This window comes from Aquamicrobium aerolatum DSM 21857, assembly GCF_900113935.1.
Lineage (GTDB): Bacteria > Pseudomonadota > Alphaproteobacteria > Rhizobiales > Rhizobiaceae > Aerobium > Aerobium aerolatum.
Genome location: NZ_FORF01000003.1, coordinates 55,662 through 75,799 on the forward strand (window position 1 = coordinate 55,662; position 20,138 = coordinate 75,799).

Sequence of the window (20,138 nt, forward strand, 5' to 3'; positions counted from 1 at the left end):
TGCCAGTTTTGCCGTGGCCATAGCAGAAGAACGTCGTTGCGTCACGCGTTTAGCGCATGTCTCCCGAAAGTGGGAACCGGTTTCGGGACCAAGACATGCGCAAACCCGGTGACTTGAAGCGATGTCTCCCGAAAGTGGGAACCGGTTTCGGGATAAAGACATGCGCGCATCGGGCGACTTGAAGCTGGTGACGCGAGGCCGAACGCGCGCGATGCTTTCAGACCAGCTGCATTGACGCAAAAAGGCCGGGGGTTAACCCGGCCCTCCAGTCGGCGATGTCAGGCCTGCTCAGGAACAGGACTGGATCGAATTCAGTGCTGCGGTGATGCCCTTGAGCGAGAAGGTGTAGCCGGTTGCGTTGCCGCGGCCTGATGTTGCCTGCACTTTCATGTCCGAGCCGCCCCGCATGGCAGCGATCAGCTGAGGTTCCTCGGCGGCATTTTCGAGCCAAGCCGATTTGCCGCGTGTGAACAGCTGGAAGCTCTTGTCGCCAACGCTGACGCGCACTTTCGAATTCGTCTGGAAATCGTAGGACGCGATGAACTGCGGCTCATAGGCGCCGTTCTGGCCGGGCTTCTGGCTGACAAAGAAGAAGATGTCGCCATGATCGAGCGACGTCGGCTGCTTGTCCGTGGGTACGGTCAGAACATAGCAGACCTTTCCTGCGTTCGACGGATAGGAGTAGGTCCCCCATGCGTTGTGCTGGCCGATCTTGGTTGCTGACTGCGCCATCACCGGGCTGGCGAAAGCCAGCATGGCAAGGCAGGAGATCGTCGTAATGGTTCCGCGCATCTTTATAGCGTTATCCCTGTGCGTGTACGGGTGATCGAAGTGGTCCCGATCTGGTGCCATTCGCTTAATTTTACTTAATCTGGGTTACCAAAGAGTGAACCGTATCCGCATTCGGATTGTTGTCGCCTCGAAAACCCAGCCCTGCCCATCGGCTTCACGCTTCATTTCAAGCGCGGCACCAATGTGCATGGCGTCCCTCACCCGTTCAAACGGCCAAAGAAGGCGAGAATTTGACTGAAATGCGCAAGGCGCGAATGGGGGGCGTCAGCTCTGGCGGTCGAGGTCCTTCAGCGCGGCCTTTGCGGCTCTGCGGTGTTCCGGCCGGATATGGCCCTGAATCGCAGCAATGGCGGCGGTCAGGACGGCCAGATCGTCGGTAAAGCCGAACACAACGAGGAAGTCGGGGATCACGTCGATGGGCATGACGAAATAGGCCAGTGCCGCCAGCAGCGTGCCGCGCACCCGCAACGGCGTCTTGCTGTCGAGCGCGGCATAATAGGCCGCGACGACCTCTTCCATGAACGGAATGTAAGCCGCCGCGCGCTTGAGTGTACGCCAGAAACCCTGGCGCACGCGCTTTTCGCGCCGCGAATCTTCCTTCGCATCGACTGGCTTGAGGATCTGGCTGATGCGGGACTGCGGGAGGATCGTGTTCATGGAGAAAAAGATGGGCAGTCCGATTGTTCAGTGCAAGAGGCCGATGACGCGTCTAAACCATGTCTCCCGAAAGTGGGAACCGGTTTCGGGACAAAGACATGCAAAAAACAAGGAGCTAAAGCGCTCGCAGCGAATCTGAAAGATCGCGACGCGCTTTAGCGCGCCATCTCGACTTCGCGTCCGCGTCCCATCGAGGCCATCCATTTGGGAAGCTCCGGCTGAACCTTGATCTGATGCGCATAATGGCCGCGCAGGGCGTCGACCAGCCGTCCGCTGCGCCCCAGCATGTCGTCGGCCATGCCGATCATCACCGAATTCGGCCAGGCCTGCGGACGGATCGCGCGCAGTTCTTCAAACAGCGCCTCTTCGCTGGCGTCCTCGCGCGCCTGCAACATCAGCGTCACCATCGCAGCGGTCGAGCGCGACACGCCCATATGGCAGTGGACGAGGAGATGGCCCTGTGCGCCCGGTTCGGCGTCGTTGGCAAGGCTGCTGCCAAAATCCAGGATGCTTTCCATATGCGCGCGTTCCGGCATCACCAGCCCGGCCTGCGGGTCGATGATGTCATGGAAGCGCAGCGTCGTGCGGTGATGTTCGCCAAAGCTGGAGAACTCAGTCAGTTCGGGACGGTCCGGATCGATCACCGACAGCACATGCGAAACTGCGCGCGGACCATGCGAGGGGATCTCGGCAATGCCGCAAATGGTAAGAACGGAGATGGCAGGGGTAATCATTGTCTATCCAGTAATTGCTTCAGAGCCGCGACCTTAGCCCATCGTCGCCGGTTCTGTCAGGTCCGCGAGCTATCGCGCCGGTCAACGATGTCGTCCATGGCCTTTGCCAGCGCAAAATCGAGCTGGGTCAGGCCGCGGGCGCTGTGCGTCGACAGTCGCACCTCGACCTTGTTGTAGCTGTTGAACCATTCCGGATGATGATCGAGCGTTTCGGCCGCCAGCGCGGCGCGGGTCATGAACCCGAAAGCCTCGCTGAAACTTGCGAACTTGTAGGTTTTCACGATGGCGGTCGCGCCATGTTCCAGCGCCCAGCCCTCAAGGAGGGCAAGAGCCTCAGTGATCGCCGGTCCGTCGAGGGTGTTGCGCGCCATCGCCTACCTCATCGCCTGGGTCTTGATATAGTCTTCATAGGTCGCCGTGTTGCCCCTTTCGCCGCGTGCGTCGAGCGGCCAGGTTTCCTCGACCACGTAGGGACCGCCGCCGATCGAATCGCGCGACGACATCAGCACGAAACGGCTGACCTTGAAGGCTTCGGTGGCGAAATTTCCGCGCGATGACAGATAGTGCGCGAGATCGCCGACGCTGGTGTTGCGCAGCCGCGCCAGCGTCACATGCGGCACGAATTTGCGTGGGTCTGCCGGCAAGCCGAGGCGCTGGCAGATGCGCTCGATTTCGCCCTGCAACGCGAACAATTCTTCGGAAGGTGCCACCCCCGCATAGATCGAATGTGGTTTCTTGGAGCCGAACGCTTCCACCCCCGCCAGCTTCAGCGTGAAGGCGGGGCGGCGGATGCGGTCGAGCGCATTGGCGATCTCGTCGGCGACGTGGCCCTCGATGTCGCCGAAGAAGCGCAGGGTCAGATGATAATTCTCGACATCGACCCAGCGCGCACCCGGAAGGCCACCGCGCAGAAGCGACAGCGACAGCGTGGCATCACGCGGAATCTCGAGGGCGGTGAAAAGTCGCGGCATGGCTACCTCCTCGAATCGACTGCTTTGATCAGCGAAACACCCTTACGACGCAGGGGCAAGCAGTTTTGTGACAGGCCGGCGCAGCCTGGGGATAGTTTGCGCTCACATTCCGCCCGGCCCATCGGCGAGAACCTCTTCGATCAATGGCAGGAAGTTTTCGACCATCCGATCCACGCCCGCAGCGTTGGGATGCATGCCGTCTTCCAGCAACAAGGCGCGTTCGGCGGCCACGCCCTCAAGGAAAAAAGGGTAGAGCGGCACGTCATAACGGGCCGCCAGTTTCGGGAAGATCGGGTTGAATTGCGCGGCATAATCGGCGCCAAGGTTAGGCGCAGCCACCATTCCGGCCAGAACCACGTCGATGTTGCGCTGGTTCAGCCGCTCGATCATCGCGGTAAGATTGTCTTCGGTTACCTGCGGCGCGATCCCGCGCAGCATGTCATTGGCGCCGAGTTCGAGGATGACCATGTCGGTGTCGTCGGGCACCGACCAGTCGAGCCGCGACAGGCCGCCGGCGCTGGTGTCGCCGGAAACGCCGGCATTGGCGATCACGACATCGTGACCGCGCGCCTTCAACGCCGCTTCAAGCTTTTCGGGGAATGATTGGCCCGCATCCAGCTGATAGCCCGCCATCAGGCTGTCACCCAAGCCGACGATCCTGACCGGATCGGCGAACGCAAACGAGGCTGAGGCGACAAGCGCCACGCCGGCACCAACGAGACCGTTCCAAAATGCTTTGCATGCCATGCGAATAGCCCCATATGTGACCAGCCTGCCGTTTGGGCGCTCGCCCGTCTCTTGCCAATATAGGAAGTCAGCGCCGTGACAGAAGCCGTAATCGCGATGAAGGACGTGCACCTGACGCTCGGCGAGGGCGCATCGTCGGTCGATGTGCTCAAGGGTGTCAGCCTGGAAGTCGTGCGCGGCGAGGCGACCGGCATTGTCGGGCCGTCCGGCTCCGGCAAATCGACGCTTTTGATGGTTCTCGCCGGGCTCGAAAAGGTCGATGCCGGCGAGGTCTGGATCGCTGGCAAGCGCATCGACGGGAAGAGCGAGGATGAGGTCGCCGCCTTTCGTGGCCGCAATATCGGCATCGTGTTCCAGTCCTTTCATCTGATCCCCAACATGACCGCGCTGGAAAATGTCGCCGTGCCGCTTGAGCTTGCCGGTCATCCCGACCCGTTCGGTGTCGCCGCGCGCGAGCTGGAAGCCGTCGGCCTGTCGCAGCGTGTGACCCATTATCCGGGCGAATTGTCCGGCGGCGAGCAGCAGCGCGTGGCAATCGCCCGCGCGCTGGCTCCGGAGCCGGCCATCCTGATCGCCGACGAGCCGACGGGTAACCTCGACCAAGCGACGGGCCGTCAGATCGCCGATCTTCTGTTTGCCAAGGCGCAGGAGCGCGGCATGACGCTGGTGCTGGTCACGCATGACCCGGCACTGGCCGCGCGTTGCGCGCGCCAGATCGCGATGCGTTCGGGCCGCATCGAAACCGCACCCGTTCAAGCTGCGGTCCGCGCATGAGTGCGTCCGGCGGCTTTGCCCAGACCCTGCGGCTGGCGGTGCGGTTTTCGTTGCGCGAGATGCGCGGCGGCCTTTCCGGCTTCCTGATCTTCATCGCCTGCATTGCGCTCGGTGTTGCCGCCATCGGTGGCGTCAATTCGGTGGCGCGCGCGATCACGCTCGGCGTCGAAGCCCAGGGGCGCGATCTTCTTGGCGGCGACATCCGCTTCCAGCTTGTCCATCGCGAGACAGACGCAGCCGAAACTTCGTTCCTTGAAAGCATCGGCACGCTGGCGCATAGCGCCAATATGCGCTCGATGGCGCGACTGGCGGATGGCTCCGACCAGACGCTGGTGGAAGTGAAGGCCGTCGATGCGCTCTATCCGCTCTATGGCGAGCTTGTCGCCGAGCCGAACCTGCCTTTGTCAGAGCTGCTCGAAATCCGCGACGGCGTGGTTGGCGCAATTGTCGCCGACATGCTGCTCGACCGGCTCGGCGTGAAGATCGGCGACAAGATCCGTCTTGGAAACGCCGAAGTGGAGCTGCGCGCGCGTCTTGTCACCGAGCCCGACGCGATTTCGGACGGGTTCGGTCTTGCCCCACGTCTGTTCGTCTCGCTCGATGGCCTGCGTGCTTCCGGCCTGATGCAGCCGGGAAGTCTTGTCGAACACGCCTACAAGATCAGGATGGCTGATGGCACCAGCGATGCCGACATCAACCAGATCCGCGAACGCGCCAGCGCAGAATTTCCCAATGCCGGCTGGAGCATCCGCTCGCGCACCAATGCCGCGCCGGCATTGTCGTCCAATATCGAGCGCTTCTCGCAGTTCCTGACGCTTGTCGGTCTGACCGCGCTGGTGGTCGGCGGCGTTGGCGTCGCCAATGCCGTGCGTGCCTATCTGGATTCCAAGCGTGGCGTCATCGCCACCTTCAAGAGCCTTGGGGCGTCGGGCCGTTTCGTCTTCATCGTCTATCTCGTGCAGATGCTGATGATCGCGCTGATGGGCATCGTGGCCGGCCTGATCCTTGGCGCGCTGATGCCGGTGGCGGCAGGGGCGCTGCTGTCGTCGGTGCTGCCGGTGCCAGCGTCCGGCGGCATCTATCCCGGCGCATTGGCGCTTGCTGCGCTGTTTGGCGTTCTGGTCACGCTGGCTTTCGCGCTGCTGCCGCTCGGCCGCGCGCGCGACGTTCCGGCGACCGCCTTGTTTCGCCAGAGGAGCATGGACGCCAATGGCATGCCGCGCGCGGTCTATGTCGTCGCCACGCTGGTCGTAGCCGTCGCCCTTGCGGTGCTGGCCATCAGCACGTCGGGCGATCAGCGCATTGCGGTGACCTTCGTCGGGGCGGCGATCTTCGCGTTTCTGGTGCTTCGACTTGTCGGCTGGGCGGTTCAGGCGCTTGCACGGCGCAGTCCGCGTGTGCGCTCGACCGCATTGCGGCTGGCCATCGGCAACATCCATCGGCCCGGCGCGCTGACACCATCGGTGGTGCTGTCGCTCGGGCTTGGCCTGACGCTTCTGGTCACGCTGGCGCTGATCGACGGCAATCTGCGCCGCCAGATCGCCGGAAACCTGCCCGAACAGGCGCCGAATTTCTTCTTCGTCGATATTCAGAGCGGCGACGCCGATGCCTTTGCCGATCTCGTTGCGAAAGAGGCGCCAGACGGCAAGCTGATCCGCGTGCCGATGCTGCGCGGCCGGGTGATGGAACTCAACGGCGTCGACGTGCGCAAGGTGCAGGTGCCGCCGGAAGGCGCGTGGGTGCTGCGCGGCGATCGCGGCATCACCTATGCGCGCAACGTGCCGGAAAACTCGACTTTGACCGAGGGCAACTGGTGGCCGCAGGATTATGATGGCGAGCCGCTGGTGTCGTTTGCGGCGCAGGAAGGGCGCGAGATCGGCGTCAAGATCGGCGATACGATCACCGTCAACGTGCTTGGCCGCAACATCACCGCGCGTATTGCCAATTTTCGCGAAGTGCAGTGGGAATCGCTTGGCATCAATTTCGTCATGGTGTTCTCGCCCAACACCTTTGCCGGCGCGCCGCATTCATGGTTGGCCACCTTGTCCGACGACAAGGCGACGCCCGCCGATGATGCGCGGCTTCTCAACGCCATCACCAGAGCGTTTCCGGGCATCACCAGCGTCCGGGTCAAGGACGCCCTCGAAATCGTGAACGACATCGTCGCCCAACTCGCGTTGGCGATCCGGGCCGCTGCCGCCGTCGCATTGATCGCCTCGGTTCTGGTTCTGTCCGGGGCGCTGGCGGCGGGCAACCGCGCGCGGATTCACGACGCGGTCGTCTTGAAGACATTGGGCGCGACACGGCGCACGCTGATTGCCGCCTTCAGCCTCGAATATGCGATCATCGGCCTTGCAACCGCAGTGTTTGCGCTGTTTGCGGGCGGATTGGCGGCGTGGTTCGTGGTGGCCCGCATCATGTCGCTGCCCTCGTCATTCCTGCCGGAAGTCGCGGTCTCGACCGTCGTTCTGGCGCTGGTGCTGACGGTCGGCTTCGGGCTGGTCGGAACATGGCGGGTACTTGGTCACAAGGCGGCGCCGGTGCTGCGCAACCTCTAAACCGTGCGTTTGCCATGACAAATTCTGCAATTCACGACGCATTTCGTGATGCAACAGTCTTGTCCTGATGCTCAAGAATGCGCATATTCTGAACAAGGCTTGCTGGAGTTCCGCCAGCGGCGCCTGGGTTTGGGCCCGACACCCGACGGAACATACAGACAAAGAGGAAAATTATGGCTGATCTTCGCAACTATCAGGCACGCGTCGCGACCGCCGGTTCGCGCGCAGATGCCTCGATCGACGAAGGCCTGCGCGCCTACATGATCAAGGTGTACAACCTGATGGCGCTTGGCCTTGCAATCACCGGTCTAGCCGCGCTCGGCACTGTCGCGCTCGCCACCACAAACGATCCGTCGCTGGCTGTCGCACAGCTCGGCAACGGCAAGATGCTGACCTCGGTCGGCGCGGCTCTCTACGGCTCGCCGCTGCGCTGGGTCGTCATGCTCGCTCCGCTGGCGATGGTGTTCTTCCTGTCGTTCCGCGTTGAAAAGATGAGCCTTTCGGCTGCACAGGCGACGTTCTGGGCCTTCGCGGCTGTGATGGGTATTTCGCTGTCGTCGGTGTTCCTGGTCTATACCAGCGGCTCGATCGTGCAGACCTTCTTCATCACCGCCACCGCCTTCCTGGCGCTGTCGCTGTTCGGTTACACCACCAAGCGTGACCTGACCGGCATGGGCTCGTTCCTGATCATGGGCGTCTGGGGTCTGATCCTCGCCTCGATCGTGAACATCTTCCTTGCTTCGTCGGCGTTGCAGTTCGCCATCTCGGCGATCGGTGTGCTGGTCTTTGCAGGTCTTACCGCCTACGACACCCAGCAGATCAAGGAAATGTACTATGAAGGCGACGGCGCATTGGTTGCCGGCCGCAAGGCGATCATGGGCGCGCTGCGTCTCTATCTCGACTTCATCAACATGTTCATGTTCCTGCTGCAGTTCCTCGGCAACCGCGAGTAATCCGGCGCAGACATGACGCAAATGAAAGGGCAGCTCTCGGGCTGCCCTTTTTCATGGGGTGGACGGGTTTTTCAGACGCGCCACGAGAAGTTTTTCTAAAACAATGGCTTAAACAGAAAGTGCGCCGAAGTGGCGCACTTTTGGTCCAAAACAGGGCGCAGCTGGCAAATCAGTGCGACAACAGGGTCGGGCGCAGCGGTTTCCGGAGCGTATGCAGCGTTGCGCCGCCAAGGAAAAAGTCGCGGATGCGCGAGTGACCGAACGCGCCCATCACGACCAGATCGGCTCCCGCCGACGCCTCTTCGAGCGCCTCGCCGACACTGCGCTTGCCCTTCTCGATTTCCTCGAACGTCACCTTCACGCCATTGCGGGCGAGGCTGACCGCAAGCTCGGCGCCGGAAGCTTCGTCCGGCATCTGCTTGTCATGGGCAATGCTGACGATGCGCACGTCGCCAGCGCGCTGCAGAAGCGGCAAGGCATCCCCGACAGCGCGGGCAGCTGGGCGACCGCCGTCCCAGGCAATGACGACCTTGTCGAGGCGGAAGCCGGCCTGGCTGTCCTGCGGCAGGACCAGCACCGGACGGCCCGATTCAAACACCAGCGCCTGAACCATGTCGCGGCTGGCGTCATTGTCGGCGACGAAGGGCATGATCGTCAGGTCGCGCAGGCGGGCCTGTTCGACGAAAGTGTCGGACATCTGGTTGCCATCCGCGACTTTGATGATGCGGGCGGTCGACAAAATTCCGGTGCGGTTGGCGGTTTCCTCGAACGCTGTCTTCTGGGCGATGGCCGAATCGCGCGCTTCGCTCTGGCGTTCCTCCAGCAGCTTTTCAAGCTGGGGACCGTAGGGCCGGCGCGAGATCGGCATCGGCACGCGTGGCTCGGCAATGATGCAGTTGAGATGCGAGTCGAGAAAATTGGCGATGTTGGCAGCTTTTTCGACCGCAGCTGGCGTGGCCGTGTCGGGCCAGGCCGGCAAGGCGAGCAGGATATCCTTCAGCATGGAACGTTCCCCTTCCTGGATGCCTGAAATGATAAGTGAGAAAGATCAGGGTTCAAGCGCTCATATCATCGAGCGACTGATATTTGATGATGTGGACGCTACGCAGGCCGGGCAGCTTGACGATGCCCTTTTCCTTCAGCCGGGTGAAGGCGCGCGAGACGGTCTCGATGGTGAGGCCAAGATAGTCGGCAATGTCCATGCGCGACATCGGCAGTTCGAACTCGGCAAGGCCGCCCTGACGCTCGGCCATATCGAGAAGGAAGGCGGCGACGCGCTCGATGGCGTGCTGGCGGCCCAGCACCAGGAGATGTTCCTGCGTGCGCACCAGGCTTTGCAGCGCCAGAGGCAGCAGCTTGTGCGAGATTTCGGCGGAAGCGCCAAGGCGCATGACTCGCACGCCGGTTGCGCCGATGGCTTCGGCGAAGAAATGATGGGTGCCGTCGGCTTCGAAGCCGAACACTTCGCCGGCCATGTGAAACGCGGCGATCTGGCGGCGGCCATCGGCCAGCAGGCGGTAGACCCGCACCGCGCCATATTCGACCTCGTAGAGCGCCTTTGCCTGCTCGCCCTGACCATAGATCTGCTCGCCGGCGGCAAGGCAGGTGACCTGCTGCACCGGCGTTGCGGCGCTCAATCCGAGACGACGCCCGGCTGGCATCGCGACGGCTTTGAATTCTGATGCGAATTTGTGCACGGTCATGGCGACCTCCATCGGTTCGAACACCGCAGATGTCGCGCGAAACCGCATTTCGCGAAATTCGGTTTAGTCCCTACGGGAAACTACGTATTTGCGCAGCGTCAGGTCGCAGGGGCGCGAAGCTTTCGACGGTTTCGACGAGAAGCCGCCCGAGCAACGGCTTGGTCAGCACGGCGACGCCTTCAATGTCGGAGCGGGCGCGCAGGCGGTCGACCAGCAGGATCAGCGGTTTGGTGGCATGGCCGATCTGTGCCAAAGCCTCGCGGCGCGCGCCAAGGGCATCCTCATCGACCACAACGCAGGACGCTGCGCCCAGACGATCCTGCGCGATGGCCCCGGCCAGGCTGTCGTGAAATTCCAGCTGCAGGCCCTCGGCCTCGAGCGCAAAGGCGATCGAGCGCTGAAGTTCCCGGTCCGGAACGATCACCAGAACTGTCTGGGCCAGTTGCAAATTGTTCTCCCGACGATCAACGCCATGCGTTTTTGCTCCGCCAACCCCTGCGTAATGCGAGGCAAGAGGACGCGCCTTGAGACAAGTCAATTCGTCGCAGGGCAGGTTTGCGCGCGTGTTGCGCTCCTGCGTCACATGGCTAAAGTCTGTCAGTGCCCCTAGACGGCACGTCTGGACCTCAACTTGCATGGCGGGAAAGATGAGATCGCCGTTTGAAAGCCGGTCGCTGCATGCGCTGCCACGCCAGCTCGACCGCAAGACAGCGCTTGTGCTTGCCATTGCCGCCGTCGGGGTGGCGCTGCTGCTGCGTCTCGTGCTCGACGATGTGCTGGTCGAGCGCGCCGTGTTTGCATTGTTTGCGCCGGCAATTCTTATTGCCGCCTTTTCCGGCGGCACCCTTTACGGGCTGATGGCGCTGGCGCTGTCGCTGGTGGCCACCTTCTACCTGCGCGACCTGAAGGTCGGGCCGGGGACGGAAGCGCTGGAACTGGTCATTGTCGCGGTGGCCGGGCTTGCCATTGCCTGGATCGGCGCGATGATCCACCGCGCCCGCGCCGAAATCACCGCGACCCGGCAGGCGCTCGATGAGCAGGCCGCGCATCTGCGCATGATCCTCGACACGGTGCCCGATGCCACCATCGTCATCAACCGCAACGGCCAGATCGTGTCGTTCAATGCGGCGGCGGTGCGCCAGTTCGGCTATGAGGAAGCGGAAGTCATCGGCAGCAATGTCAATGTGCTGATGCCCGAGCCCTACCACACCAATCATGACGGCTACATCAAGCGCTATCTGGAGACCGGCGAGCAGCGCATCATCGGCGTCGACCGGGTGGTCGTCGGACGGCGCAAGGACGGCTCGACCTTCCCGATGAAGCTGGCGGTCGGCAAGCTGGAATCGGGCGACGACCTGTTCTTCACCGGCTTCGTGCGCGACCTGACCGAACGCCAACGCTCCGCCGAGCAGATCGAGGAGATCGAGGGCGAGCTGGCGCGGCTGGCCCGGCTCAACGAACTGGGCGAAATGGCCTCGACGCTGGCGCATGAACTGAACCAGCCCTTGTCGGCGATCGCCAATTATGCGCAGGGCTGCACCCGTCTGCTGCGCGACCGCACAGACGCCGAGTCCGAACGCATGGGCGAGGCGCTCGACGAGATTTCGCGCCAGTCGCTGCGGGCCGGGCAGATCATCCGGCACCTGCGCGAATTCGTCATGCGCGGCGAAACCGAGAAGGTGCCCGAAGACATGCGCAAGCTGATCGAGGAGGCGGGCGCGCTGGCGCTGGTCGGCTCGCGCGAGCATGGCGTGCGCACCGTGTTCGACTTCCAGCCCGGCGCCGATATGGTGGTGGCCGACCGGGTGCAGATCCAGCAGGTGCTGATCAATCTGATGCGCAACGCCATCGAGGCGATGCGCGACAGCGACACGCGCGAACTGACCGTGCGCACTTTGCCGGGCGACAATGACGACGTGGTGGTCGAGGTCAGCGATACCGGGCCGGGTATTTCCGAAGAGGTCGCGTCGCGGCTGTTCCAGCCCTTCGTGACCAGCAAATCCGGCGGCATGGGCATCGGCCTGTCGATCTCCAAGCGCATCATCGACGCCCATGGCGGCGACATCGAAGCGTTGCGCAATGCGCAGGGCGGCGTCACCTTCCGCTTCACCGTGCCCGCCTTCAGGGAGCTTGTCTGATGAATATCGGCGACTACACCGTTCACATCGTCGATGACGAGGAGGCCGTGCGCCAATCGCTCGCCTTCATGCTGACGATGGCCGGCTTCACGGTGCGGGTCCATGCCTCGGCGACCGACTTTCTCACGGCTGCCCCGTCGATCCGCAAGGGCTGCCTGATCACCGATCTGCGTATGCCGGACCTCAACGGGGTCGAGCTTTTGCGCCAGCTGCGCAGCATCGGCGCGGCGCTGCCCGCCATCGTCGTCACCGGCCATGGCGACGTGCCGATGGCGGTCGACGCGATGAAGGCCGGGGCGCTCGACTTCATCGAAAAGCCGTTCGAGGAAGAGGTGCTGATCGAGGCGATCCACCGCGCCGCCGCCGAACTGGAGCGCACCGTCGACGGGCAGGACGTCGCCGCGATCCGCAGCCGGCTGGAGCAGCTGACCGAGCGCGAGCGCGAGGTGTTGCAGGCGGTCGTGGCGGGGCACGCCAACAAGACGATTGCCTATGATCTCGACATCAGCCCGCGCACGGTCGAGGTTCACCGCGCCAATGTGATGGCGAAGATGGAAGCCCGCAGCCTGCCGGAACTGGTGCGCATGGCGATGGCGGCAGGCGGTTTCGCGGCGCGGTGAGCTGCGTCGTGGCACGATCAATTGTGCCAGCCGGCTAATTTCCCACCCTTGCGGTGAAATCTGCGCTATGGGGATGCAGTCTTGTCCTGCCGCGCTGTTCTGCCGAGCTGTCCTTCATGTCTGCCCCTGCTTCTTCCGATGATCGTTTTGCCGCATTCCGGCATTCCGCCTATCTGCGGTTCTGGTCGGCGCGGTTTCTTGTCACCTTCGCGACGCAGATCGTCTCCGTGTCGGTCGGCTGGCAGGTCTATGATCTGACGCGCGATCCGTTCGACCTCGGCATGGTCGGGCTGGTGCAGTTCGCCCCGGCGCTGGTGCTGGTGCTGATTACCGGCGCGACGGCGGACCGCTTCGGGCGGCGGCTGATCATGGCGCTGGCGATTGTTGTCGAGGCGCTGTGCGCGCTGGCGCTGCTGGTGCTGACGCTGCGCGGCGTGACCAGCGTGGCGCATATCTTTATGGTGCTGTTCGTGTTCGGGGTCGGGCGCGCCTTTTTCGGTCCGGCGGCGGCCTCGCTGGTCGCCAATCTCGTGCCGCCGAAGGATTTCGCCAATGCGGTGGCGTGGAATTCATCGGCCTGGCAGACGGCGACGATTGTCGGCCCGGTGGCCGGCGGCCTGCTCTACGGCATTGCGCCCGAAGCCGGATATTCTCTTGCCGGCCTTTTGATGCTGACAAGCGCGGGGCTGATCCTGTCGATCCCCAAGCCGCAGCAGCATACCCAGGCTGAACGTCCGTCGATGGACACGCTGTTTGCCGGCTTCCGTTACATTCGCAGCGAGCCGATCGTGTTGGGCGCGATCTCGCTCGACCTGTTTGCGGTGCTGCTTGGCGGTGCGGTGGCGCTGTTGCCGGTCTATGCGCGCGACATTCTGGAGCTGGGGCCGTGGGGGCTTGGCCTTCTGCGCTCGGCGCCGGGCATCGGCGCGGTGGTGGTGGCGATCTGGCTTGCCGGTCATCCGATCCGCGACCATGCCGGCATCATCATGTTTGCCGGCGTGGCGCTGTTTGGCCTCTTCACCGCCACCTTCGGCATGTCGACGCTGCCCTGGCTGTCGATTGTCGCGCTGGCGCTGTTGGGCGCGGCCGACATGGTCAGCGTCTATGTCCGCGAAACGCTGATCCAGCTGTGGACGCCGGATCGTGTGCGCGGCCGGGTCAACGCGGTCAACATGGTGTTTGTCGGCGCGTCGAACGAGCTGGGCGAATTTCGCGCTGGCACGATGGCGGCCTTCATCGGCACGGTGCCGGCGGTGGTGTTCGGCGGCATCGGTGCGGTCGGGGTCGCGGCAATGTGGGCGTGGATGTTCCCGGCGCTCAGGAAGGCGCGTCGTCTCGACGGACGGGTGTAGGCTCGCGCGTCACCGCCAGCGTGTGGTCCGGCATTGCGCCGGGCTTGCGGCCTTCGAACACCAGCGCGAGGAAATCTTCCAGCCAGCGCCGCAGCTGCATGTCCCACAGCATGCGCCCTGCCAGATGCTCGCGCCCCGGTTGCGCGCCGGGCAGGACAAAGCGCGATGCGCCGTGGACGACCCAGCGCTGCATCATCACCCGCGTCAGCTCGGCATGAAACTGGATGCCCCAGGCGGTGTCGCCATAGCGGAACGCCTGATTGGGATAGTGTTCGGCCTCGGCCAGAAGGGTTGCGCCTGACGGCAGCGAAAACCCTTCGCGGTGGAACTGGTAGACCATGTCGGGCCAGTCGATCAGGCTGCGGCCAGGATCGGTCGCCTTGAGCGGATACCAGCCGATCTCGACCCGTCCGTCCTCGCGCGGGCCGACGCGCCCGCCGAGGTGATTGACCAGCATCTGCGCGCCAAGGCAGATGCCAAGGAAGGGCTTGTTCTCACGCAAGGGGACGGCGAGCCAGTCGGTCTCGCGCTTGACGAATTCGTCGGGATCGTTGGCGCTCATCGGGCCGCCGAAGATCACCGCGCCCTGATGATGCGCCAGCGTCTCAGGCAGCGGATCGCCGAGCGGCGGGCGGCGAATGTCGAGATGGTAGCCGCTTTCGACCAACAGCTGGCCGACGCGTCCGGGGCTCGAGCGCTCCTGATGCAGCACGACGAGTATCTGGCCCTTGTCGCTCATCTCTTGTCGCCCATTTGCGATCAGGCTTCGGGCTGGTCGAGTGCCGCGCCGCGGCGCGCCTGCACTTCCTGACGCATGCGCACCCGGTCGCGCGAGGACACGCCGATCAGCTCGGCGACGCGCCAGACGGTATTGTCCTCCAGCTCGTGCACCTCGCCATCGGCATAGACCATTTCCCACAGAATGCCGATGAACTCGATCTTGGCTGCCTCGTCGAGCTGGCGGTTGAGGACGCTGGTGGAGGAGAACAGATCGACCGCCTCGCGGTGGGCGTCGTCGCCAGCTTCGACCAGCTTGTCGAGATCGCGGCCCGTCAACCCGTAGGATTGGGCGAGAACCTCGCGCATCTTTGCCTGTTCGCTCGCCTCGCTGACGCCATCGGCCTCGATGACGTGCAGCATCAATGCAACGGCGGCAACGCGCGGATCATCGGCGCGAAAACTCTGCTTCTCACGGTTTTCGGCAAGCGCCCCGAAGAAGGATTTCAGTCTGTCCAGCATGAACGCTCAATTCCCGGCCGCATCGTTCTGTCGTGTCGATCTAACCCGATAATCTCCGTCAGAACAACCGGAAGCGCGATGGTGCGGCCTCGTCCGGTTCCGCCTCCTCGACGCCCGGATCGTCGGGCAGGCGTGTCGGCACCGGCGCTGGCTCGTCTTCCGGGTCAGAGGCGGCAAAGTCGGCCAGCGGCGCAGCGGCCATGGCGGCAGCAACGGGCGGAACGACGGACGCGGGTGCCGGGGTCGCAGCCGGTGCGACGGGTCTGGGGGCAGGCGCTTCGGGCTCGATGATGTCGATCACAGCTGGCGTCGGCTCGGGCGCGCGGGGCGCGGGCTTTGCCACGGGAGGCAACGGGGTGGCGGGCGCAGGCGGTGCGTCCGGCAACGTCTCGACGATCTGGCCAAGCCGCTCGCTTGGCGCTTTCCATTCGAAGGCGTCGAGCTTGCCCGACACCGGCGAGACCGGCGCCCAGCGCTCGGAAACGTAGCCATCGGCGACCCAGGCCGGATCGCGCGGCGCGCGCAGTGCCATGCCGAGCCATTGGCGGATCAGCCCCTGATCGCCGGTCTGGGCTTCCTCGATGTCAGCCAGCACCAGATAGGCACCCTCGCGCGGATCGAGCCGGATCGCGGTCTCGGCCTCGCGGCGGGCGAGATCATATTCGCCTGCGTCGAGCGCGGCGCGGGCGACGGCGAGCGCGGATTCGGCGTTGTTGGGCTTCAGCCCTTGCAGCTTGCGGGCGCGGGTGAGCCGGTCATGGGTCGAATCGCCGGCGCGCGCATGGACATAGGCGTCGGCGACTTCCGGGTGCGGTTGCAGCTTCCAGATTGCTTCGAGCACCTTCGCGCCCTTGCGCGTGTCGTCGAGCCGGAACGCGGCCTTGGCGGCGGTGGTGGCGGCGGGGACAAGATCGGGCACGAGCTTGTTGGCCTCAAGCGCGGCGGTGCGCGCCGCTGCCGGGTCGGCGTCGAGCATTTCAAGCGCCTTGGCGGTCAGAAGCACGGCCTTGCGGCGGTTGGCGACGTCCTTGGCGATCTGATGGGTGGATTTCTGGGTGTCGACCAGACGCAGCGCGTCGTCCCATTCGCCCGCCTGGGTGCGCGCTTCAAGCGTCGCGTCGGACGCCCAGCCAAGCTGCGGCGCGGCTTCGGCGGCGCGGGCGGCATAGTGGCGGGCGGCGGCACGGTCGCCAAGACGGTGCGCTTCAAGGTAAAGACCACGCAGGCCCAGAAGCCGGGTTTCGGGATCGTCCACCATCGATTCGAACTTGGCGCGCGCGGCGGCGTGGTCGCCCTCAAGCAGCGAGGCCTGCGCGTCGAGGAGATGCAACAGCGGCTCCTGATCGGCGCTGAGAAGCTTCAGCGCTTCCTTCTTCTTGCGCCGTGCCAGTGTGGCATCGCCAGCCCCGGCGGCGATCATGCCGGTCGACAGCGCCTGATAGCCACGGTCGCGGCGGCGCACGCGAAAATAGCGGCTGATGGCGTAGGGGCTGGTCCAGATGCTGCGCAGCAGCCACCAGCTTGCCATCACGCCGACGACGATGGCGGCGATGATGACGGCGGCGACCATGACGGTGACCTGATAGCGGTAGCCGCCGAAGGTCAGCACCAAATCGCCGGGATGGTTGGCCAGCCAGCCAAAGCCGATGGCGGCGGCGAAAACGAGCAGGAGGAAGAAAAGGATACGCAACATGGTGGTCGTCCTCAGTTCCGCAACGCTGCGGCCATCGCCTCGTCAACCAGCTGGTCGGCGGCCATGCGGGCTTTCAGCCGCTCGATGAAGGTAGCGCCAGCTGCCTGTGCTTGCCCCGGCAGGGTTTCCACCTCGGTGATCGCGCGGGCGTAGTCGCCGGCCTGAACCGCCGCCTCGATGCGGGCGGTGGTTTCGGGAACGCCTGCCCCTTCGACCATGCCGACCGGGCGCACCTGCACCAGTCCCATCGCGCTGGAGGCGAGGCGGTCGAGGACGCCGGCATTCGGATCGACGGGCCGTGCGGCGGCGATCATCGCATTGGCTGCGGCCTCAGCCTCGGCGGCAATCGCCGTGCGGGTCGGAACGCCGGAGGCAGCCAGATTGCGCAACTCGGCGATCTGCGGCGCATCGGGATTGAGCGTGGCGTAGGTCTCCAGTTCGCTCAGGAACGGCGTGCCACGGTCAATCGCCGCTTTCAGCGACGAGGCGGCGACGATCAGCGCGGTGGAGGGCGCTTGGGCGGCTTCCTCGACCTTGCCGGTCAGCTGGGTCAGCGACTGTTCGAGGCTCGACAGACGCGCATCGGCAGCGACCTGCGCCTGACGCGCGGCGGCAATGTCGTCGCGGATCGCGGACAGGCGCTGGTCGAGCGCGGCTTCATCGACACCGCCATTGGCGATGCTGCCCAGATTGGTTTCAAGCGCGGCGATGCGCTCTTCCAGCGGGGTAGCGTCGAAGGCGGGAGCGGGGGAAGCCGAACCATCCGGCGCTTGAGCGATTTCGTTGCGCAGTGCTTCGATGTCACCGGCAAAGCTTTCGGCACGGGTTTCCAGCGCCTCGATGCGGCCTGTCGTTTCGCCATTGTCACCGGCAGGGGCGGGAAGCTGGGCAATCTGGTTGCGCAAGGTGGCAAGTTCGCTCTCCAGCGCCGCGATGGCAGGGCCGGAATTGTCCTGCGGGACGCTGGCTTGCGGGGCCAGAAGCCCGGAATAAGACAGACCGCCGGCAACAAGAAGCGCAACGACGCCACCGGCAATCGCGCCGGGCACCACCGACGAGCGCGGCTTTGGCGCAGGCGACGGCGGCGGAGAGGATGGCTTGTCGTTGCGCCCGAAGGTCGGGCCGGTTGCGGAACTTGCCGTCTCTTGCGGCTTGGCCGGAGATGGTTTTGCTGGCTCAGGCCTGGTTGCCTCAGGCTTGGCCGGTTCCGCCGTCTTGACGGTTTCAGCCTTTGCCGGTTCCGCTTTGACGGTGTCCTCGTTTGCTGACGATGCAGCGGAAGCGGTTGGCTTCTTTTCCGCCTCGGCCTTTTCGCGTGCGACGTCACCGGGGGCGAGGTCGATGGTCACCGGCTCCCTGGTGCTCTTCGAATGGCGCGTATGGGGGGTCTTGACCATTCCGGCGTTCCTTCAACCTGTGGGTGGGCGGTGTCTCGTCCTGATCTAGAGATAAGCTTGAGGCGTGAAAAGGGCACAGGGCGAAAAGCCCTAATCGTGCGACAGCAACAAGCGCATCACGGCGTCTTCAGTGGGGGTATCGTCCACTACCAGCACCTGACTGGCAAGTTTTCGTAATGGGCGTGCGACCTTTTGCGAGATGCAGAAAAATCTGGTGGTTTCAAACAGCGGCGCGGTTTCGGGTTTTTGAGCGATGTCGGCAAGGAAGATCGCGGCGCGCTCGGACAGGCTCATCGCGCCCCAGACGGGCTCATCGCCAAACGCTGCTTTTAGCGCCTCGCCCGCATAGTCGAGCCTGTCGGCCCGGTAGATCTCGATCACTTCCAGCACGATCCCTCTTGCGGCCAGATCCTCGATGAAGCCCGCCGTGCGCTCGACCGCCGCAAGGTGCAGGACGCGGCTGCCGGGGGCAAGCTTCGATGCCATCAACGGCGCAAGGTCGGCGGCGGTTCCCGCAGCCGCGTGAACGGTGGCAAATCCGGCCGCGCGGGCAGCTTTCGCGCTGATGTCGCCAACGGCGAAAGCCGGCTTGGTGCGAAGGGCGGCGATGAGTTCGGGCGGGGTGTGGCGCACCGCGTTGACGCTGGTGAGCGTGACCGCGTCAAAACGCGACAGGTCGCCAAGATCGCCGGGGGCGAGCGCGACAATCCGGGTGAGCGGCAACAGGATTGGCGCAAAGCCGTGCTCAACGAGCCGCTGCGCTGTTTCGTCGGCGCCCGGCTGGGGGCGGGTTACGAGGACGCGCCGTGTCACGACCAGCTGTCGAAGAAGCGCGGCCCAGCCTTTTCGCGGATGCGTAAGCCGGCATCAAGGCCAAGCGCGGCGGCGTCTGACGCCTTGCCCTCGGCGGCGATCTCGTGGACCTCGCGCCCGTCCGGCGTCAGGATCATGCCGGAAAAGCGCAAATGCTCGCCCTCGATGATGGCGTGACCGGCGAGCGGGGTGCGGCAGGAGCCGTCGAGCGTGGCGAGGAAAGAACGCTCGCAGGTGAGCGCCAGACGGGTCGCCTCGTGGCCGATGGGAGCCAGCATGGCGTTGACCGGCGCATCGCCAATGCGGGTTTCAATGCAGATTGCCCCCTGGCCCGGTGCAGGCGGGAAGGCGTCGAGCGGCAGTAGCTCGGTGATGAGGTCGGCAAGACCGAGACGGCGAAGGCCGGCATTGGCCAGCAGCGTGGCGGCGACCTGGCCCTCCTCGAGCTTGCGCAGGCGGGTCTGGACGTTGCCGCGGAAGATCACGACCTCAAGATCGGGACGCAGGCGGCGGATCAGCGCCTGCCGACGCAGCGAAGACGAGCCGACAATGGCGCCGTGCGGCAGTTCGATCAGCTTGGGCGCGGCGCGGCCGATGAAAGCGTCGCGCGGGTCTTCGCGTTCAAGGAAGGCGGACAGCTCCAGCCCATCGGGCAGTTGCGTCGGCATGTCCTTGGAGGAATGCACGGCGATGTCGATGCGCCGGTCGAGTAGCGCTTCCTCGATCTCCTTGGTGAACAGGCCCTTGCCGCCTGCCTCGGAGAGGGGACGGTCCTGGATCTGGTCGCCGGTGGTGGAGATGACGACGATCTCGAACGCCTCTTGCGGCAGATTGTGGGCGGCCATCAGCCGTCGGCGGGTCTCATGGGCCTGCGCCAGTGCCAGCGCGCTGCCGCGCGTACCGATCTTCAAGACATCCATTTGCATGCGTCGCTTCGTCCGTGATAGTGCCGGCCTGAACCGAGGTCAGGCATTTGACCTCTCTCCTATCGGGGAAT

At 64.4% G+C, this 20,138-nt stretch carries 21 protein-coding genes; 6 read left to right on the forward strand and 15 right to left on the reverse strand.

All coding sequences use genetic code 11. From position 1 onward, the window contains the following. Positions 1 to 288: 288 nt before the first annotated feature. The 6 genes from BMZ42_RS03280 to BMZ42_RS03305 all read right to left on the reverse strand — a co-directional run bounded on the left by BMZ42_RS03280 (position 289) and on the right by BMZ42_RS03305 (position 3,901). Entirely contained in the window at positions 289 to 756 is a 468-nt protein-coding gene (locus BMZ42_RS03280; protein ID WP_420492438.1) for an invasion associated locus B family protein, read from the reverse strand. 300 nt (positions 757 to 1,056) lie between these two features. Next, a complete protein-coding gene (locus BMZ42_RS03285; RefSeq protein WP_091518583.1) occupies positions 1,057 to 1,449 on the reverse strand; it encodes a YkvA family protein in 393 nt (130 codons plus the stop codon). A 155-nt stretch (positions 1,450 to 1,604) separates the two neighbouring features. After that, complete coding sequence (locus tag BMZ42_RS03290; protein ID WP_091518585.1) at positions 1,605 to 2,183, reverse strand: tyrosine phosphatase family protein; 579 nt, start codon at positions 2,181 to 2,183, stop codon at positions 1,605 to 1,607. Positions 2,184 to 2,239: 56 nt separating this feature from the next. Beyond that, positions 2,240 to 2,554, reverse strand: a complete 315-nt coding sequence (locus BMZ42_RS03295; RefSeq protein WP_091518588.1) for a 4a-hydroxytetrahydrobiopterin dehydratase — start codon at positions 2,552 to 2,554, stop codon at positions 2,240 to 2,242. 3 nt (positions 2,555 to 2,557) lie between these two features. Continuing rightward, entirely contained in the window at positions 2,558 to 3,154 is a 597-nt protein-coding gene (thpR, locus tag BMZ42_RS03300) for an RNA 2',3'-cyclic phosphodiesterase (protein WP_091518591.1), read from the reverse strand. Positions 3,155 to 3,256: 102 nt separating this feature from the next. Beyond that, positions 3,257 to 3,901, reverse strand: coding sequence for an arylesterase (locus BMZ42_RS03305; RefSeq protein ID WP_091518594.1), 645 nt, complete (start codon positions 3,899 to 3,901; stop codon positions 3,257 to 3,259). Positions 3,902 to 3,976: 75 nt separating this feature from the next. Here BMZ42_RS03305 and BMZ42_RS03310 point away from each other — a divergent pair, with 75 nt between their 5' ends. The 3 genes from BMZ42_RS03310 to BMZ42_RS03320 all read left to right on the forward strand — a co-directional run bounded on the left by BMZ42_RS03310 (position 3,977) and on the right by BMZ42_RS03320 (position 8,186). Then, positions 3,977 to 4,675, forward strand: coding sequence for an ABC transporter ATP-binding protein (locus BMZ42_RS03310; RefSeq protein ID WP_091518596.1), 699 nt, complete (start codon positions 3,977 to 3,979; stop codon positions 4,673 to 4,675). Beyond that, positions 4,672 to 7,233: an ABC transporter permease gene (locus tag BMZ42_RS03315; RefSeq protein ID WP_091518599.1), complete on the forward strand. Its 2,562-nt coding sequence runs from the start codon at positions 4,672 to 4,674 to the stop codon at positions 7,231 to 7,233. The genes BMZ42_RS03310 and BMZ42_RS03315 overlap by 4 nt, the downstream gene beginning before the upstream one ends. A gap of 173 nt (positions 7,234 to 7,406) precedes the next feature. Beyond that, entirely contained in the window at positions 7,407 to 8,186 is a 780-nt protein-coding gene (locus tag BMZ42_RS03320; protein ID WP_091518601.1) for a Bax inhibitor-1/YccA family protein, read from the forward strand. A gap of 169 nt (positions 8,187 to 8,355) precedes the next feature. On the opposite strand, the gene BMZ42_RS03325 is transcribed toward BMZ42_RS03320, so the two are convergent. The 3 genes from BMZ42_RS03325 to BMZ42_RS03335 form a co-directional block, all read right to left on the reverse strand. Further along, positions 8,356 to 9,189, reverse strand: coding sequence for a universal stress protein (locus BMZ42_RS03325; RefSeq protein WP_091518603.1), 834 nt, complete (start codon positions 9,187 to 9,189; stop codon positions 8,356 to 8,358). 52 nt (positions 9,190 to 9,241) lie between these two features. After that, positions 9,242 to 9,847 carry a helix-turn-helix domain-containing protein gene (locus tag BMZ42_RS03330; protein WP_420492439.1) on the reverse strand — a complete coding sequence of 202 codons (606 nt, stop codon included), beginning with the start codon at positions 9,845 to 9,847 and terminating at the stop codon, positions 9,242 to 9,244. Between the two features lie 112 nt (positions 9,848 to 9,959). Further along, complete coding sequence (locus BMZ42_RS03335) at positions 9,960 to 10,337, reverse strand: response regulator (RefSeq protein ID WP_139207830.1); 378 nt, start codon at positions 10,335 to 10,337, stop codon at positions 9,960 to 9,962. Between the two features lie 199 nt (positions 10,338 to 10,536). On the opposite strand from BMZ42_RS03335, the gene BMZ42_RS03340 reads away from it, so the two are divergent. The 3 genes from BMZ42_RS03340 (at position 10,537) to BMZ42_RS03350 (ending at position 13,999) form a co-directional block, all read left to right on the forward strand. After that, positions 10,537 to 12,027 (forward strand): two-component system sensor histidine kinase NtrB, encoded by a 1,491-nt coding sequence (locus BMZ42_RS03340; RefSeq protein ID WP_244523137.1) that lies wholly within the window; start codon positions 10,537 to 10,539, stop codon positions 12,025 to 12,027. A gap of 5 nt (positions 12,028 to 12,032) precedes the next feature. Then, the gene (gene fixJ / locus BMZ42_RS03345; RefSeq protein ID WP_175556624.1) at positions 12,033 to 12,647 is read left to right on the forward strand and encodes a response regulator FixJ; all 615 of its coding nucleotides are present in this window, start codon (positions 12,033 to 12,035) and stop codon (positions 12,645 to 12,647) included. Positions 12,648 to 12,763: 116 nt separating this feature from the next. Next, positions 12,764 to 13,999 carry an MFS transporter gene (locus tag BMZ42_RS03350; protein ID WP_091518623.1) on the forward strand — a complete coding sequence of 412 codons (1,236 nt, stop codon included), beginning with the start codon at positions 12,764 to 12,766 and terminating at the stop codon, positions 13,997 to 13,999. Here the strand turns inward: BMZ42_RS03350 and BMZ42_RS03355 are convergent. The 6 genes from BMZ42_RS03355 to hemC form a co-directional block, all read right to left on the reverse strand. Then, positions 13,965 to 14,738, reverse strand: a complete 774-nt coding sequence (locus BMZ42_RS03355) for a glutamine amidotransferase (protein ID WP_091518625.1) — start codon at positions 14,736 to 14,738, stop codon at positions 13,965 to 13,967. The genes BMZ42_RS03350 and BMZ42_RS03355 overlap by 35 nt on opposite strands. A 20-nt stretch (positions 14,739 to 14,758) precedes the next feature. Next, on the reverse strand, positions 14,759 to 15,238 hold the full coding sequence (locus BMZ42_RS03360) for a tellurite resistance TerB family protein (RefSeq protein ID WP_091518627.1): 480 nt from the start codon (positions 15,236 to 15,238) through the stop codon (positions 14,759 to 14,761). A 58-nt stretch (positions 15,239 to 15,296) separates the two neighbouring features. Further along, positions 15,297 to 16,931 (reverse strand): heme biosynthesis protein HemY, encoded by a 1,635-nt coding sequence (locus tag BMZ42_RS03365; protein ID WP_091518629.1) that lies wholly within the window; start codon positions 16,929 to 16,931, stop codon positions 15,297 to 15,299. 11 nt (positions 16,932 to 16,942) lie between these two features. Next, on the reverse strand, positions 16,943 to 18,328 hold the full coding sequence (locus BMZ42_RS03370; RefSeq protein WP_091518630.1) for a COG4223 family protein: 1,386 nt from the start codon (positions 18,326 to 18,328) through the stop codon (positions 16,943 to 16,945). Between the two features lie 90 nt (positions 18,329 to 18,418). Continuing rightward, positions 18,419 to 19,141 (reverse strand): uroporphyrinogen-III synthase, encoded by a 723-nt coding sequence (locus BMZ42_RS03375; protein WP_175556620.1) that lies wholly within the window; start codon positions 19,139 to 19,141, stop codon positions 18,419 to 18,421. Next, a complete protein-coding gene (gene hemC, locus BMZ42_RS03380; RefSeq protein WP_091518635.1) occupies positions 19,138 to 20,067 on the reverse strand; it encodes a hydroxymethylbilane synthase in 930 nt (309 codons plus the stop codon). Before hemC ends, BMZ42_RS03375 begins: the two co-directional genes overlap by 4 nt. Between the last annotated feature and the right edge of the window lie 71 nt (positions 20,068 to 20,138).